The 15,962-nt window shown below is 33.4% G+C and carries 15 protein-coding genes; 8 read left to right on the top strand and 7 right to left on the bottom strand.

Features of this window, described 5'->3' with window-relative positions; genetic code table 11:
• Positions 1-162: 162 nt before the first annotated feature.
• The 7 genes from Q0663_RS01365 (at position 163) to Q0663_RS01335 (ending at position 6,710) form a co-directional block, all read left to right on the top strand.
• Positions 163-618, top strand: coding sequence for a hypothetical protein (locus Q0663_RS01365; RefSeq protein WP_299005181.1), 456 nt, complete (start codon positions 163-165; stop codon positions 616-618).
• A gap of 234 nt (positions 619-852) precedes the next feature.
• Entirely contained in the window at positions 853-1,473 is a 621-nt protein-coding gene (locus Q0663_RS01360) for a hypothetical protein (RefSeq protein WP_299005178.1), read from the top strand.
• On the top strand, positions 1,474-2,160 hold the full coding sequence (locus Q0663_RS01355; RefSeq protein ID WP_299005175.1) for an alpha/beta hydrolase: 687 nt from the start codon (positions 1,474-1,476) through the stop codon (positions 2,158-2,160).
• A gap of 66 nt (positions 2,161-2,226) precedes the next feature.
• Positions 2,227-3,108 carry a restriction endonuclease gene (locus Q0663_RS01350; RefSeq protein WP_299005173.1) on the top strand — a complete coding sequence of 294 codons (882 nt, stop codon included), beginning with the start codon at positions 2,227-2,229 and terminating at the stop codon, positions 3,106-3,108.
• 111 nt (positions 3,109-3,219) lie between these two features.
• Positions 3,220-3,912: a succinate dehydrogenase cytochrome b subunit gene (locus Q0663_RS01345; RefSeq protein WP_299005170.1), complete on the top strand. Its 693-nt coding sequence runs from the start codon at positions 3,220-3,222 to the stop codon at positions 3,910-3,912.
• 15 nt (positions 3,913-3,927) lie between these two features.
• Positions 3,928-5,943 (top strand): fumarate reductase/succinate dehydrogenase flavoprotein subunit, encoded by a 2,016-nt coding sequence (locus tag Q0663_RS01340; RefSeq protein WP_299005167.1) that lies wholly within the window; start codon positions 3,928-3,930, stop codon positions 5,941-5,943.
• 11 nt (positions 5,944-5,954) lie between these two features.
• A complete protein-coding gene (locus Q0663_RS01335) occupies positions 5,955-6,710 on the top strand; it encodes a succinate dehydrogenase/fumarate reductase iron-sulfur subunit (RefSeq protein WP_047788102.1) in 756 nt (251 codons plus the stop codon).
• Positions 6,711-6,897: 187 nt separating this feature from the next.
• Here the strand turns inward: Q0663_RS01335 and Q0663_RS01330 are convergent, their stop codons facing one another.
• Genes Q0663_RS01330 through Q0663_RS01320 form a run of 3 tightly spaced genes read right to left on the bottom strand, consistent with a single transcriptional unit; the run spans position 6,898 to position 9,522 of the window.
• On the bottom strand, positions 6,898-8,310 hold the full coding sequence (locus Q0663_RS01330; protein WP_299005156.1) for an endonuclease: 1,413 nt from the start codon (positions 8,308-8,310) through the stop codon (positions 6,898-6,900).
• 12 nt (positions 8,311-8,322) lie between these two features.
• Positions 8,323-8,940 carry an FAD-dependent oxidoreductase gene (locus Q0663_RS01325; protein WP_299005154.1) on the bottom strand — a complete coding sequence of 206 codons (618 nt, stop codon included), beginning with the start codon at positions 8,938-8,940 and terminating at the stop codon, positions 8,323-8,325.
• A complete protein-coding gene (locus Q0663_RS01320; RefSeq protein ID WP_299005151.1) occupies positions 8,941-9,522 on the bottom strand; it encodes a MarC family protein in 582 nt (193 codons plus the stop codon). It lies immediately after the preceding gene.
• A gap of 108 nt (positions 9,523-9,630) precedes the next feature.
• Between Q0663_RS01320 and Q0663_RS01315 the strand changes: the two genes are divergently transcribed.
• Positions 9,631-10,203 carry a DUF3109 family protein gene (locus Q0663_RS01315; RefSeq protein ID WP_299005147.1) on the top strand — a complete coding sequence of 191 codons (573 nt, stop codon included), beginning with the start codon at positions 9,631-9,633 and terminating at the stop codon, positions 10,201-10,203.
• 55 nt (positions 10,204-10,258) lie between these two features.
• Here Q0663_RS01315 and Q0663_RS01310 read toward each other — a convergent pair whose 3' ends face one another.
• The 4 genes from Q0663_RS01310 to trxA all read right to left on the bottom strand — a co-directional run bounded on the left by Q0663_RS01310 (position 10,259) and on the right by trxA (position 15,922).
• Entirely contained in the window at positions 10,259-11,596 is a 1,338-nt protein-coding gene (locus Q0663_RS01310) for a deoxyguanosinetriphosphate triphosphohydrolase (protein ID WP_299006310.1), read from the bottom strand.
• 128 nt (positions 11,597-11,724) lie between these two features.
• Positions 11,725-14,112, bottom strand: coding sequence for a ribonucleoside-diphosphate reductase subunit alpha (locus Q0663_RS01305; RefSeq protein ID WP_299006309.1), 2,388 nt, complete (start codon positions 14,110-14,112; stop codon positions 11,725-11,727).
• Between the two features lie 173 nt (positions 14,113-14,285).
• A complete protein-coding gene (locus tag Q0663_RS01300; protein ID WP_299005144.1) occupies positions 14,286-15,257 on the bottom strand; it encodes a ribonucleotide-diphosphate reductase subunit beta in 972 nt (323 codons plus the stop codon).
• 305 nt (positions 15,258-15,562) lie between these two features.
• Positions 15,563-15,922, bottom strand: a complete 360-nt coding sequence (gene trxA, locus Q0663_RS01295; RefSeq protein ID WP_299005142.1) for a thioredoxin — start codon at positions 15,920-15,922, stop codon at positions 15,563-15,565.
• Between the last annotated feature and the right edge of the window lie 40 nt (positions 15,923-15,962).

The following is a 15,962-nucleotide window of genomic DNA, read 5'->3' as shown; positions in this document are numbered from 1 at the left end:
TACTAATTAGCAGGGATTTACTTTGTTATCTATCTATTTTATTTTTAAATTCGGCTCGCTCCTCATGTTACTAATGAGTTTGCAAGCTTTCTACTTTATCTAGTGCATAATTAACGAGTTGTTTCTCATTAGTTTTTCTACTAACAACTAAACTATTTAATTATGGAACTAAACGAAACAAAACTACACGAGTTATTAGGAAAAGTGGTTACCAAAATGGGGGCTGCTGCTAATGGACCTCTTGTTACTATTGGTGACAAACTAGGATTGTACAAATCTCTTTCAGAACCTGATGCTTTATCTTCTAGTGAATTGGCAGATAAAACAAATACTTCAGAAAGATATGTAAGAGAATGGTTAGCTGCACAAGCTGCTTCTGGATATGTAGAGTACGATGCTACTAATAATAATAATTTTTATATGACTCCTGAGCAAACTGCGGTTTTCGGTAATAATAAAAGTCCTGTTTTTATGACAGGAGGTTTTTATGCAGTTTCTTCAGTATACCATGACGAACCAAAAGTTGAAGAGGCTTTTAAAACTGGAAAAGGAATTTCTTGGGGAGACCACAACCCCTCTTTTCGCTATTTTAAAAACAATAATATCTGTTGTTTTTAGATAACATTAAAAACATAAAGAGCACATTAATTTGACCTTTTGTTAAAACTTAAATAATATCTATTCATCTTGTTAGCTGTAGTTTTACCATGTCAAAAAAGGTTGTTTGTATTAGTGTAACAAACGTATTAGTTGTGTAGTTGACCACGCGTTGCGTGGTTTTTTTTGTTCATTATTTTCTTACACAAAACAAGAACAAACAAAACCCTATATCTTTGCTCTAAAATATTGTTAATGCAAAAAATACTACTCACAACTTTTCTTTTTTTAAATATTTCTTTGTTTTCTCAATCCAACTGGCAAGAATTTAAAAAATTATCTTCCCCTAAAAAAAAGTGGGTACTACTCCACCCTTTCAAGGCTAAACTAGCCTTAATTGTTTCACGTGAAGCATTAAGAGTAAGTGACTCTATAAGAGTTTCTCCCTTGTTAGATGGTGATTATTCTGGTGGAAAAGTAGATGCGTTTCGTCATGCTTTTTGGATGGCTTTGTTACAACAAGAAATTGGAAAAAATGCGGCTCGATCTCTTGGAAGGGCTCACGAAAAAGAAAACTATCAAACTTTTAAAAAACAACAATTAGAAGACGGTGTTGTTCCTGATGAAATTTCTTCGGAAATGGATTTATTTAATAACGAAATCGGATTGTCTCTTTCTGAAGAAAATGGAAAACTCCCTAAAAATGGATTAATTTACAGAGTTATTAATGCCATTCATCAAGGAAAGCTAAAAATCATCAAAAAAGACCCAAAAGGAAATTTTTTAACTTGTGATGATAAAATTATTTCTGATGAATCTCTCAAAGGAAAATGGAAAAACAATAAATGCTTAGTCAATTCTAATTACAAACAATAAATGCAAAAGGTATACTTTATTTCAGGTACGATGTGTACGGTAGATTTATGGCAATTTGTGTTTCCGAAGTTAGAAAACATATTACCTATCCATATTGATATTACTCCTGCAAACTCTTTTGAAGAAATCAATACAATTATTACAAATCATATTGAAGTTCCAGCTACAATTGTAGGATTTTCTTTAGGTGGATTTTCTGCTATGAACTTTGCAATTCATCATCCTGAAAAGGTAAAAAAACTAATTATAGTTGCCGCCAACACAGACGGATTGAGTGATTCAGAAATTCAACTGCGAAAAAGCACCATTGATTTTTTAGAAAAACACAACTATAAAGGAATCTCACAAGCAAGAATTCAACAATTTTTACAACCTGATAATCACAGTAATTCCAAGATTGTTTCCATCATCAAAAAAATGGATGTAGATTTAGGAAAAGAAGTATTATTGCGTCAGTTAAAAGCTACTTCATCTAGAATAAATATTTCACAAAAAGTTTTAAAATTAAACATTCCCTTACTTTTTATTACTGCGGAAAATGATGCACTTATCAATCCAAAAAAGGTAAAAGAGTTTGCACAAACAACTAAAAACGGAAAAAATATTACTATTAAAAATTGCGGACACATGATTCCGTTAGAAAAACCTGTGGAGTTAGCTTCTATACTAAACCTGACTGTTAATTAAACTTTTAAAAAAATATAAATTTATAAGTATTACTTTAGCTGAAATTGCAATTTTATATTTAAAGTTATGGAGATTCCTAAGTTTCACGAAACCTTTATACCTATCCTAAAAATTCTTTCAAATGGTGAAACGATTCATCATCGTGAAATGAGTAAAAAAATTATTAATCAATTTTATTCTGATTTAACCAAAGAACAATTAGAAAAGAAAACTAAAAGTGGAGATACATTAATTCTTAATAGGATTGCATGGGGAAAATCTTATCTGAAAAAAGGTGGATTTATTGAATTCCCTAAAAGAGGTATGGTTAAAATTACTCAAAAAGGAATAAACTCTGTAAATAAATCACTTACCCTAAAAGATGTTGAGAATTCTTCGAGTTTTTTAGATTTTTATACTGAAGAAAAACCTTCCAAAGAAACTACTCCTCACAAAATTGAAAATGCTTCTCCTCAAGACTTAATTGACGAAGGTTTTTTACAAATTGAAACAGAGGTTAAAGAAGAACTTTTAGATAAACTAAAGTCTATAGACCCTTTTTATTTTGAAAAAATTATATTAATTCTTCTGAAAAAAATGGGATATGGTGATTTTATTGAAACTTCTAAAACTGGTGATGGTGGAATTGACGGAATAATTAACGAGGATAAATTAGGACTTGATAAAATTTATATACAAGCAAAAAGATATGGTGATAACAAAGTAAGAGAAAAAGATATTCGCAACTTTATTGGTGCTATGAGTGGAGACACTCAGAAAGGCGTTTTTGTAACAACATCAACATTTGATGATAAAGCGGTAAAAAAAGCAAGCGATGCACACCATACAATAGTGCTTATAGATGGAAATAAACTTTCTGATTTAATGCATGAATACAATGTTGGTATACAAATTAAGTCTGTTTACGAGGTAAAAGAACTTGATATTGACTTTTTTGAAAACGAGTAACAACCCTCTATTTAAACCCATTCTAAATATTTAAGAAAACAATTCGTAAAGTTTGTTCAAGTAATGCGTTCCGCTTAAATTTGTCTTATTATTTAATCAATCAACAAAATAATGAGCGGATTACTAAAATCTTCTATCGGAAGAAAGTTTGCCATGGCACTTTCGGCATTCTTCCTGATGTTTTTCTTATTACAACATTTTGCAATTAACATCACCTCAATTTTTCCAGATAATGGAGCAACATTTAACAAATTGTCGCACTTTATGGGAACTAACGGTTTGGTACAGTATGTAATGCAACCAATCTTAATTTTTGGTGTTGTTTTTCACTTTGTAATGGGATTCATCTTAGAAATGAAAAACAACAGTGCACGTAAAGTAAGTTATGCTAAAAATAACGGAGCTGCGAACTCTACTTGGATGAGTAGAAACATGATTTATAGTGGAGCCGCTATTTTAGCGTTTATTGTTTTACACTTTATCGATTTTTGGTTTCCAGAAATCAACACCAAATTTATTCAAGGTGATATGTCTGGTTTAATAGACCCAAACAACGCAGAAAGTGGGTTAAGATATTTTGAAGAATTACAACACAAATTTGTAAATCCACTTAGAGTAGGTGCTTATGTAATTGCTTTTATTTTCTTAGCATTACACTTATTACACGGATTTAGCTCTGCATTCCAATCAGTTGGAGCAAATAACAAATATACCAGAGGGTTGAAAACATTTGGTAAAATATATGCTATTGGTATTCCAGCAGGATTTATCATCATTGCGTTATTCCACTTTTTCAATCATTAATAAAACCACTTAAATATGGCAATTTTAGATTCAAAAATACCAAAAGGTCCATTAAAAGATAAGTGGACAACTTATAAAGATAAAATCGACTTGGTAAACCCTGCTAACAAGCGTTTAATTGACGTTATTGTAGTAGGTACTGGTTTAGCGGGTGGTTCTGCTTCTGCAACTTTAGCAGAATTAGGATACAACGTTAAAGCTTTTGCTTACCAAGATTCTCCTCGTCGTGCACACTCTATTGCAGCACAAGGAGGTATTAACGCAGCAAAAAACTATCAAGGAGATGGTGATTCTTTTTACCGTTTATTTTACGATACTGTAAAAGGTGGAGATTACCGTTCTCGTGAGGCTAACGTTTTTCGTTTAGCTGAGGTTTCTGCAAACATCATCGATCAATGTGTGGCGCAAGGAGTTCCTTTTGCTCGTGATTATGGTGGACAATTAGATAACCGTTCGTTTGGTGGGGTATTAGTATCTCGTACGTTCTATGCGAAAGGTCAAACTGGTCAGCAGTTATTATTAGGAGCTTATTCAGCAATGAACCGTCAAATTGCTCGTGGTAAGATTGAAATGTTCAATCGCCATGAAATGTTAGACTTAGTTATTGTTGATGGAAAAGCTCGTGGTATTATTGCTCGTAACTTAGTTACTGGTGAAATTGAGCGTCACTCTGCACATGCAGTAGTAATTGCTTCTGGTGGATACGGAAATGTATATTTCTTATCAACTAACGCAATGGGATCTAACGCTACAGCTGCTTGGAAAGTTCACAAAAAAGGAGCTTTCTTTGCAAACCCTTGTTACACGCAAATTCACCCAACATGTATTCCTCGTTCGGGAGACTATCAGTCTAAACTAACCCTAATGTCTGAATCATTACGTAACGATGGTCGTATTTGGGTTCCTAAGAAAATGGAAGATGTATTAGCTATTAGAGAAGGAAAGTTAAAACCAACTCAAATTGCTGAAGAAGATAGAGATTACTACTTAGAAAGAAGATATCCTGCTTTTGGTAACTTAGTACCTCGTGATGTGGCTTCTCGTGCTGCAAAAGAGCGTTGTGATGCTGGTTATGGTGTAAATGCTACAGGTGAAGCTGTTTACTTAGATTTTAAATCAGCTATTGAGCGTTACGGTAAAGAGCAGTGTAAATTACACGGAGTTAAAAATCCTACTCAAGAAAAAATTATTGAGGAAGGTGAAAAAGTAGTAGAAGCTAAATACGGAAACTTATTCCAAATGTATGAGAAGATTGTTGATGACAATCCATACAAAACACCAATGATGATTTATCCTGCAACTCACTACACCATGGGTGGAATTTGGGTAGATTATAACTTAATGACTACCATTGATGGTTGTTATGCTATTGGTGAAGCAAACTTCTCTGATCACGGTGCTAATCGTTTAGGAGCTTCTGCATTAATGCAAGGTTTGGCTGACGGATACTTTGTGTTACCTTACACAATTGGTGATTATTTATCTAACGATATCCGTACAGGTAAAATTTCAACCGAAACTAAAGAATTTGAAGAAGCTGAAAAAGCGGTTAAAGATCGTATTGATTTCTTCATTAACAATAAAGGAGAGCATTCTGTAGATTACTACCACAAGAAATTAGGAAAAATCATGTGGGAAAAATGTGGAATGGCACGTAACGAGCAAGGTTTAAAAGAAGCAATGGCTGAAATTAAAGCGTTACGTGAAGATTTCTGGAAGAATGTAACAGTTCCCGGAGGTGCAAATGAAATGAACCCTGAGTTAGAAAAAGCAGGAAGAGTTGCTGATTTCTTAGAGTTAGGAGAGTTATTTGCTAAAGATGCCTTAAACAGAACTGAGTCTTGTGGAGGACACTTTAGAGAAGAGTCTGTTGAATTAGACGGACCTCAAAAAGGAGAAGCTAAACGTGATGATGCTAACTTTGCTTACGTTGCTGCTTGGGAATACAAAGGTGAACCAGCGGATGCTGTTTTACACAAAGAAGAATTAGAGTTTAACGATATTGAACTAAAACAACGTTCATATAAATAAGAAACAGAGATATGAGTAACATGAATCTTACGCTAAAAATTTGGAGACAAAAAGGAGCGAACGATAAAGGGAAAATGGTCGAATATAAGGTGACCGATATTTCTGAGCATATGTCTTTCTTAGAAATGATGGACGTATTAAACGAACAATTAGTTAATGCTGGTGAAGAGCCTGTAGCATTTGACCACGACTGTCGTGAAGGAATTTGCGGTATGTGTTCAATGTATATCAATGGTGAAGCACACGGACCAGATCGTGGAGTAACTACTTGTCAGTTACACATGCGTATGTTTAACGATGGCGACACTATTACAATTGAGCCATTTAGAGCTGCTGCTTTCCCAGTAATTAAAGATTTAGTAGTTGATAGAGGTTCTTTTGAAAGAATTCAACAAGCAGGTGGTTACATTTCTGTAAACACATCAGGAAACACCACAGATGCAAATGCTATCTTAGTTCCTAAAGAAAATGCTGATAAAGCAATGGATGCTGCAACTTGTATCGGTTGTGGTGCTTGTGTAGCTACTTGTAAAAACTCATCTGCAATGCTATTTGTGGGAGCTAAAGTATCTCAGTATGCTTTACTACCTCAAGGTCAAGTAGAGGCTACTGAGCGTGTTAAAAACATGGTTGCTCAAATGGATTTAGAAGGTTTTGGTAACTGTACAAACACCGGAGCTTGTGAAATTGAGTGTCCTAAAGGAATTTCTTTAGAAAATATTGCTCGTATGAACTCTGAGTTCTTAAAAGCTAGTTTTAAAGGGTAACATACAACCTTACTTATATATAAAAAAACCGAAGCTAAATGCTTCGGTTTTTTTATGCTCAATTATATCGAATTTCACTTATTCTTCAATTCATTACAGTATGATAATCTGTGGGGGACTATCTATTACAAAATCAAAAAAGCCTGAGCAGATGCTCAGGCTTTTCAATTATAGTAAAAATAAATCGTTACTTCCAGGTGTTATCCGCTTCACTACCATCCCATATTAGAGTAGCTAAATACGGATTATCAATAAATGGATTTCTATTTCCTTGATTATTAGCTACAACATTATTACGTTGTATTTCTAAATCAGACACAGGGTCATCAGCATTCCATTCTAACAACAAAGCAACCATATTACTGTCAGAAGCTACTGTAGAACCTACGGTTACATTTTTAGGCAAACATCTGTCCCCATATCGTAAATACATATACATCATCATACGAGCAACATCGCCTTTCCATTCATCACCAGGGTACCAATTTCCTGATACATCACCAGCATTACCTGAACCAGCTGCAAATAATTTATTACCTCGTTGAGAATTAAATGTAACATCAGAAGGTCTTAAGTGATGCGCATCTGCACCAGGTCCAGATGTTCCTAAATTCGGGTTTCCTAAAGACTTAGGGTATACATGTTCTCTATTCCAATCAGTTCCTTGTGCGCCTCCATTTGCATCTTTACTACGAGTTCTATCTGTTACATAATTTCCGTCATTATCATCATACCCGTAAATTAAGACTACTTTGCTATTATCTGTACGATCTAAATCAGATTGTTTTAATACATCCCATACACCAGGAGTATATGATAAGTTGGTAGTATGTGTACCTATTATCGTTGTAGCTAATTCTTCTTTTAGGTCATTACCCGTCAAATTAAAATCGGTATTTTTATAATATTCAGCTAATTCAGAAGGTATATTAAAACTCCCTACATTATTAGAAGGCTCTTCTACCTTAATAGTTATAGTGGCTGTAGAACAACTTTTTGTAGTATCATCATCACAAATTGTATATGTAAATGTGTCATTACCTACAAAATCAGCTTGTGGCACATATGTTATTGTTCCATTGCTATTTAAGGTAACCGATCCATTTGTGCTAGAATTATCAATAGATTCAAATTCTGCATCGTCAATTAAATTATCATTTTCTAAGAAATCACTAATAGTAATTTCTATATTCTTTTGTGTAGTATAAGCGTCATTTTTTGCATCAGGACTCCCTTGATCTACAACAGTTAAACTTACTGTTGCTGTTGAGCACTTATCCTCTTCTTTAGTACTACAAATGGTGTATGTAAAAGAATCTACTCCTACAAATCCTTTAATTGGTGTATAGCTGAATTTGTTATTGCTTTGAGTTAAAATACCATCGGCATCAGAAGTCGTTGGTAAATTAACTTCTAGGCTTCCTTGTGTATAGGTGTCATTTGATAAGAAGTTTAACTCAAAAACTGTATCTTCAGTTACTTGAAAAGAATCATCTACAGCAATGACCTTATCTTCTTTTGGTGTGATAACTTCACTTTCACTGCCTCCGCAGTTTATAAATAATGCTAACATCGCTGTTAGCCCAATTATTTTTCTCATAATATAGTACTATTAATTATTCTTTTTTTTCTTATCATGTACTTTAGTTGGTACATTCTCATTCCATATTGTTAAAATATCTGTGGCTACACTTGCTCCACTTCCCGCAGCAATAGCAAATTGACTTCTCCAACCTGCTAAAGTTCCACAAACGTATAATCCTTCTTTAATTAAGTGATTAAAGTTACGTAGTTGAATTCTATCTTTCATAGCGTTTGCGCGAATATGACGCTCTACATACTGCTCTAAACCAGCAATATCAAAAGGTTTTGAATAATTTAATGCAATCACTACCATTTTACTAATATATTCATCTTTGTTAGTGATTATTTTATACCCTTCTCCTTCATCTAAAACAGCAACTACTTTTTCATTTTCTATCTGAATAACTTCAGGGTATATTTCTGCTAACTGCTTTTTTCCCTTCTCTAAAATATCTTCTCCTAAAGTTCCAGGAGCCATGCCTAAAACGTTATTAAATAAAGCGTCTTGCAAATGAGACGCTCGTTGATGCATGATAACTCCTACCTTTTTTCCTTTTGCGTATTCTTTGGTTAATGCAGAGCCTAAAACCAAAGCACATTGCATACCTGAAACTCCGCCTCCAACAATAAGTACATCAAAAACCATTTATGATAGTAGCATTTTAATATTAGTTGCAAATAGCTTAACTGCAATTGCTAACAGGACAACACCAAATATTTTTCTAATAATTTGAATCCCGTTAGGCCCGATGACTTTTTCAATTTTAGTTGATGTTTTTAATACAAAATAAATTACAACTACATTTAGTAAAACAGCTACAATTATATTTTCTAATTTAAACTCTGCCCTTAATGAAAGAAGTGTTGTTAAACTTCCAGGGCCCGCTATTAGTGGAAATGCCAAAGGAAAAACAGTTGCACTAATTGCCTCTTCTTCATCGTCTTTATACAGGGTAATACCTAGAATCATTTCTAAAGCAAGAAAAAATAGAATAAATGACCCTGCGACAGCAAAAGAATGTACATCGATACCAATTAAGTTTAATAGTCGTTGTCCAACAAATAAGAACAAAATCATAATAAAACCAGCAATAACTGCTGCTTTTTCCGACTGAATGTGTCCTACTTTTTTACGTAAATCGATAATGATAGGAATATTTCCAACAATATCAATTACCGCAAACAATACCATAAAGGCTGTAAAAATTTCTTTAAAGTTAAAGTCCATAGTTGATGTTTTTCGTGTGCAAAATTATATAAGTAATGTTACAATCTAGTATTTTTGCGTTTAAATTTACAAGAAGTTCTTTTAAACTTCCAATTTTAAAATTATTTTATGTTTCAATTAGGAAAAACCATCATTTCAGAAGACCTTATAGAAAAAGAGTTTGTATGCAATTTGTCTGCTTGTAAAGGTGCTTGTTGTATTGATGGAGATGCAGGTGCGCCATTAGAAAAAGAAGAAACCAAAATATTAGAAGAAATCTATCCTAAGATTAAACCTTTTTTACGCAAAGAAGGTATTGAGGCAATTGAAAAACAAGGAACTTGGATAACTAGCGATTTTGGAGAATTAGAAACTCCTTTAATCAATGATGCCGATTGTGCTTATGTTATTTTTGATGATAAAGGAACTGCCTTGTGTGCTATTGAAGAAGCCTATAACCAAGGAATTGTAGACTGGAAAAAACCTGTTTCTTGTCACCTATACCCTGTTCGTGTAAAAGATTATAGTGAGTTTGCTGCAGTAAACTACCACAAATGGGAAATTTGTGATGATGCTTGCTCTTTAGGGAAAGAACTGCAAGTACCTGTATACAAATTTGTAAAACAAGCCTTAATTAGAAAATTTGGACAAAACTGGTATGATGAACTTGAAAAAGTTGCAGAAAAGTATTTAAATAAATAAGTTCAATAAAAAACGACGCTATTCAGCGTCGTTTTTTTATTCTGTATTTTATAGATTAACTAATATATCCCATTAATTTTCTATGCAATCGAATAGCATATCCGTCAGACAAGCCTGCAATGTAACTACACACTTGCATAATTCTGTCATATAAACCTTCTCTCCCTTGTTGATATTCCTCTGGAAGTAAGTTCAACACCAACTTATCGTAGTTTGACTGTTTGTTCTCAAACTTATTATTAAGTGCAGTTACAAAAACATCTAGTAAATCAGCAATGATTTTATAGCCAGCTACTTCTTTTTCAACCACTTCTTTACTTCGGTAAATTTTATCAACACTTATTTTGATGATATCGTTAATCTGTGCTTCGTATTTACACTTATCTAATAATCCTTTATCAAAAGTTCCATTTAAAATAGCTTCCTCATTATCTAAAAAGATAGTTACTGCTTCATTAATTAATACTCCTATGGCTAAAGCTCGTAAATAACTTACACGATCTTTTCGATGTTGTAATGAATGATATTTTTTACTATCAATAGCACCTTTTACCAGCATAATCATATACTCTAAGGCATAATCTTCTTCGATGAGACCAAGATTAATTCCATCTTCAAAATCAATAATTGTGTAGCAAATATCATCAGCGGCTTCTACCAAATACGCTAATGGATGTCGGTAGTAAGAAATTCTTTCGGATTCCTTTTTCAATAACCCTAAATCTTCAGCTACATCTAAAAAAGCATCTTTTTCTGACTGAAAAAAGCCGTATTTCTTATCTACAATATGATTTGTTGGTTTCTTTGGCAAACTCTCTTTAGGGTACTTTAAAAAAGCTCCTAGTGTTGCATATGACAAACGTAAACCTCCTTGAATTCCTTCTCTATTTTCTGTTAGGATTTTAAACCCGTTGGCATTTCCTTCAAAATCTATTAAATCTTGATATTCCGAATCAGTTAATTGATTTTTATACTGAAGACCTTTTCCCGTTTTAAAATATTCTCCAATGGCTTTTTCTCCTGAATGACCGAATGGTGGATTCCCAATATCGTGCATTACTGATGCCGCGGCTACAATCGCTCCAAAATCATTAAAAGTGTATCCTAGTTCTTTTAATTTTGGGTGGCGCTCTAGTAATTCTTTACCTACTCTTCGTCCCAACGTACGCCCTACAACTGATACTTCTAAACTATGCGTTAAACGTGTATGGACAAAATCGGTTTTTGATAATGGAATTACCTGTGTTTTATCTTGTAAACTACGAAAAGCCGATGAAAATATAATTCTATCAAAATCTACCTCAAAACCTAAACGAGTTTCATCTTGTTTTGCACGTTCACGTTTTTGAGTATCACCAAAACGTTTTAGAGATAGGAGTTGTTCCCAGTTCATCATTAGAATAATTTTTTTTCGAAAATACTAAAAAAGAGAAGCCTATCGACCTCTCTTTATCACTTTTAATTTAATTAGTAATTTTCATTGTTGACAAAACTAACTTATTTTGTTTTCAATGATATTTTTTAAGATCCACACATTAAACAATCGTCTGGTCCTTCTGCATTTTTAGAAGCTTCTACCATCGCTTTAAATTCATCTGTACTCATTGGCTTGTCTTCTTCTTTCTTTTCTACATTTAACGTAAACTGCTTCGCATTTACAGCAGACTTGGTACGTAGGTAGTACATTCCTGTTTTTAATCCAGATTTCCAAGCATAGAAGTGCATAGAAGTTAACTTCGCATAATCAGGATCTTGCATAAATAAGTTTAACGATTGAGATTGATCGATAAAATATCCTCTATGACGTGCCATATCGATAATATCTTTCATACTCATTTCCCAAACTGTTTTGTATAAATCTTTTAAGTCTTGAGGAATTTCATCAATATGTTGGATAGATCCGTTTGCACGCATGATATCCTCTTTCATATTGTTGTCCCATAAATCTAACTCTACTAAATCTTCTAATAAATGCTTATTTACTACGATAAACTCACCTGATAATACTCTACGAGTATAAATGTTAGAAGTATATGGTTCGAATGCTTCGTTGTTTCCTAAAATTTGAGAAGTAGATGCTGTAGGCATTGGTGCTACTAATAACGAGTTACGAACTCCGTGTTTTTTCACTTCTTTACGCAACTTTGCCCAATCCCAACGACCACTTAATTCATCATCGTTAATTCCCCACATATTGTGTTGGAACTCTCCTTGTGATATTGGTGATCCTTCAAATGTTGAATAGGCTCCTTTTGCTTTGGCAACTTCCATAGATGAAGTAACTGCTGCAAAATATAAGGTTTCAAAAATTTCTTGGTTTAATTTCTTAGCTTCTTCTGAAGTAAATGGTAAACGTAACATGATAAAAGCATCTGCCAACCCTTGAATTCCTAATCCTACCGGACGGTGACGGAAGTTTGAGTTTTCAGCTTCTTTTACTGGGTAGTAGTTACGATCAATTACTGTATCTAAATTACGTGTAACTTTTTTAGTTACTTCAAATAATTTTTGGTGATCGAAGAACTTGTTTCCATTTTCATCTTCGGCAACAAACATTGGAATTGCAATCGACGCTAAGTTACATACTGCAACTTCATCTTCTGCAGTATATTCCATAATCTCAGTACATAAATTTGAAGAACGAATGGTTCCTAAATTCTTTTGATTAGACTTACGGTTTGCTGCATCTTTATACAACATGTACGGAGTACCTGTTTCTATTTGTGATTCTAAGATTTTCTCCCATAAATCACGCGCTTTAATAGTTTTTCTTCCTTTTCCAGCAGCTTCATAACTTGTATATAAACGCTCAAACTCTTCACCATACGTATCATATAAATGTGGACACTCATGTGGACACATTAAGGTCCAATCAGCATCTTCTTGTACACGCTTCATGAATAAATCTGAAATCCACATAGCATAGAATAAATCACGCGCTCGCATTTCTTCTTTACCATGGTTTTTCTTCAAGTCTAAAAAGTCATAAATATCGGCATGCCATGGTTCTAAATACATTGCAAATGACCCTTTACGCTTTCCTCCTCCTTGATCTACATAACGAGCAGTATCGTTAAAAACACGTAACATTGGTACAATACCATTTGATGTTCCGTTAGTACCTGCAATGTATGATCCTGTTGCACGAATATTGTGAATAGATAGACCTATACCTCCTGCAGATTGAGAAATCTTAGCAGTTTGCTTTAACGTATCGTAGATTCCATCAATACTATCGTCTTGCATTTGCAATAAGAAACAAGATGACATTTGTGGTTTTGGCGTACCTGAGTTAAATAACGTTGGTGTTGCATGTGTAAAATATTTTTTACTCATCAATTCGTATGTAGCAATTGCCTCGTCAATATCTTCTTTATGGATACCTATAGCAACACGCATTAACATTTGTTGCGGACGCTCAACAATGTTTCCGTTTAATTTTAATAAGTAAGAACGCTCTAATGTTTTAAAACCAAAATAATCGTAGTTAAAATCACGGCTATAGATAATTGTTGAATCTAACTTATCAGCATTATCCATAATAATTTTATATACATCATCTGCTAATAAAGGAGCTTTATTTCCAGTACGTGGATTGATGTATTCGTACAAATCGGTCATTGTTTCCGAAAACGATTTCTTGGTATTTTTATGTAAGTTAGATACGGCAATTCTCGCTGCTAATTTCGCATAATCAGGATGTGCTGTTGTCATTGTTGCAGCAATTTCTGCTGCTAAGTTATCTAATTCAGAAGTAGTTACCCCATCATACAGTCCTTCAATAACACGCATTGCTACTTTTACTGGATCAACTATATTGTTTAATCCATAACACATTTTTCTAACCCTTGCTGTGATTTTGTCGAACATCACAGGCTCTTTTCTGCCGTCTCTTTTTACTACATACATATTGATATTGGTTTTTAGTTGGTTAATAGCGTCGCCAAAACATCCTTCGTTAGGCAACTTGTAAAATGTTAATTTTAATTTGTTTCTTGTTGAAACGATATATAAGCTAAAGCACGTTTACAGTGCTTTAGCTGAGTAATACTGCATGTAGGGGAATAGCAGCTTATTGGTTCCTAAAAATCTGCATCAAAGCTGATGCTTCCTGTACCTCCAGATTTTACTCCGGCTTTTTGGTACTCTGATACTCTTTTTTCGAAGAAATTAGTTTTTCCTTCTAATGAAATCATTTCCATGAAATCAAATGGGTTAGTAGACTCGTACTCTTTTTCGCATCCGAATTCTAAAAGTAGTCTATCGGTAACATATTCTAAATACTGAGTCATTAACGTTGCATCCATACCTATTAAACTCACAGGTAAAGATTCCGTTATAAATTCTCTTTCAATATCTAAAGCTGAGATAATAATATCTCTTATTCTTTCTTTTGGAACTTTGTTTACTAAGTGATTGTTGTGTAAGTGTACAGCAAAATCACAATGCATACCCTCATCACGAGAGATTAACTCGTTAGAGAAGGTTAACCCAGGTAATAACCCACGTTTCTTTAACCAGAAAATTGAACAGAAAGAACCTGAAAAGAAAATTCCTTCAACTGCGGCAAAAGCGATTAAACGCTCAGCAAACGAATCAGATTCAATCCATTTTAAAGCCCAATCTGCTTTCTTTTTAATTGCTGGAAAAACTTCAATTGCCTTGAATAACCTATCTTTCTCTTCTTCATCCTTTATATATGTATCAATTAATAATGAATACGTTTCTGAATGAATATTTTCCATCATGATTTGGAAACCATAAAAGAATTTTGCTTCTGAATATTGAACTTCGTTTACAAAGTTTTCTGCTAAATTTTCATTTACAATTCCGTCAGATGCTGCAAAAAATGCTAAAACGTGCTTAATAAAGTAACGCTCATCATCTGTTAACTTGGTATTCCAATCATTTAAGTCTGAATGTAAATCAATTTCTTCTGCAGTCCAAAAACAAGCTTGTTGTTTTTTATACCACTCCCATAAATCGTTATGTTGGATTGGAAAAATTACAAATCTGTCTTTATTTTCTTGTAAAATTGGTTCAATAGATGCCATGCTTTTTTAGCTCTTTTAGTGTGTTATTTTTTTACCGCCTGTGGGAGAAACAAAGATTGAAAAAATTGCTAAAAATTGAAAGCTTTACTTATTCACAAATCCCTTGAAGTTTTTAACAAAATGGATTTTTTCTCTGATTTCAACAAAACTAACTCCTTTTATAAAAAACTTAAAAACAACTACTTAAAAACCAAAAAATCGCTTAAACAGTGATACTCACTGAGTTTCTTGTTTGATGTTTGCACATAAAAAAAGTGACACAAAATGTGCCACTTTTCAAACCTTTATTTTTTTGTTTTTTGAGGTTATTTTGTAACCTTTAAAACATCTGAAATAATTTGTTCTATCTGTTTTTTCGGTAACGCTCCGTGAGCCATTTGTGGGTCTTCTCCTACTGGACAAAATAACATTGATGGAATGCTTCTAATACCAAAAGCAGCTGATAATTCTTGTTCAGCTTCTGTATCTATTTTATAAATATTGATTTTTCCTTCGTACTCATTACTCAACTCTTCTAAAACAGGAGCCAAAGCTTTACATGGCCCGCACCAATCGGCATAAAAATCAATAATTGCTGGAATTTCTCCTTCAAACTTCCACTCTTTATTCTCTTCATAATTAAAAACCTTCTTAAAGAATGTTTCCTTATTCAAATTCTCTGTCATGTTTATCTATCGTATTATAATTATGTAAAGGTAGTCGTTT

This window comes from uncultured Tenacibaculum sp., from assembly GCF_947504135.1.
In the GTDB taxonomy this organism is placed as follows: Bacteria; Bacteroidota; Bacteroidia; order Flavobacteriales; family Flavobacteriaceae; genus Polaribacter.
The sequence above is the reverse complement of the archived record's forward strand: the minus strand, read 5'-3'. Positions and strand labels throughout refer to the sequence as shown.

Bases quoted from the DNA above. Each gene is read 5' to 3' on its own strand.
- Q0663_RS01365 (WP_299005181.1), top strand. From the start codon at position 163: ATGGAACTAAACGAAACAAAACTACACGAGTTATTAGGAAAAGTGGTT.
- Q0663_RS01360 (WP_299005178.1), top strand. From the start codon at position 853: ATGCAAAAAATACTACTCACAACTTTTCTTTTTTTAAATATTTCTTTG.
- Q0663_RS01355 (WP_299005175.1), top strand. From the start codon at position 1,474: ATGCAAAAGGTATACTTTATTTCAGGTACGATGTGTACGGTAGATTTA.
- Q0663_RS01350 (WP_299005173.1), top strand. From the start codon at position 2,227: ATGGAGATTCCTAAGTTTCACGAAACCTTTATACCTATCCTAAAAATT.
- Q0663_RS01345 (WP_299005170.1), top strand. From the start codon at position 3,220: ATGAGCGGATTACTAAAATCTTCTATCGGAAGAAAGTTTGCCATGGCA.
- Q0663_RS01340 (WP_299005167.1), top strand. From the start codon at position 3,928: ATGGCAATTTTAGATTCAAAAATACCAAAAGGTCCATTAAAAGATAAG.
- Q0663_RS01335 (WP_047788102.1), top strand. From the start codon at position 5,955: ATGAGTAACATGAATCTTACGCTAAAAATTTGGAGACAAAAAGGAGCG.
- Q0663_RS01330 (WP_299005156.1), bottom strand. From the start codon at position 8,310: ATGAGAAAAATAATTGGGCTAACAGCGATGTTAGCATTATTTATAAAC.
- Q0663_RS01325 (WP_299005154.1), bottom strand. From the start codon at position 8,940: ATGGTTTTTGATGTACTTATTGTTGGAGGCGGAGTTTCAGGTATGCAA.
- Q0663_RS01320 (WP_299005151.1), bottom strand. From the start codon at position 9,522: ATGGACTTTAACTTTAAAGAAATTTTTACAGCCTTTATGGTATTGTTT.
- Q0663_RS01315 (WP_299005147.1), top strand. From the start codon at position 9,631: ATGTTTCAATTAGGAAAAACCATCATTTCAGAAGACCTTATAGAAAAA.
- Q0663_RS01310 (WP_299006310.1), bottom strand. From the start codon at position 11,596: ATGAACTGGGAACAACTCCTATCTCTAAAACGTTTTGGTGATACTCAA.
- Q0663_RS01305 (WP_299006309.1), bottom strand. From the start codon at position 14,112: ATGTATGTAGTAAAAAGAGACGGCAGAAAAGAGCCTGTGATGTTCGAC.
- Q0663_RS01300 (WP_299005144.1), bottom strand. From the start codon at position 15,257: ATGGCATCTATTGAACCAATTTTACAAGAAAATAAAGACAGATTTGTA.
- trxA (WP_299005142.1), bottom strand. From the start codon at position 15,922: ATGACAGAGAATTTGAATAAGGAAACATTCTTTAAGAAGGTTTTTAAT.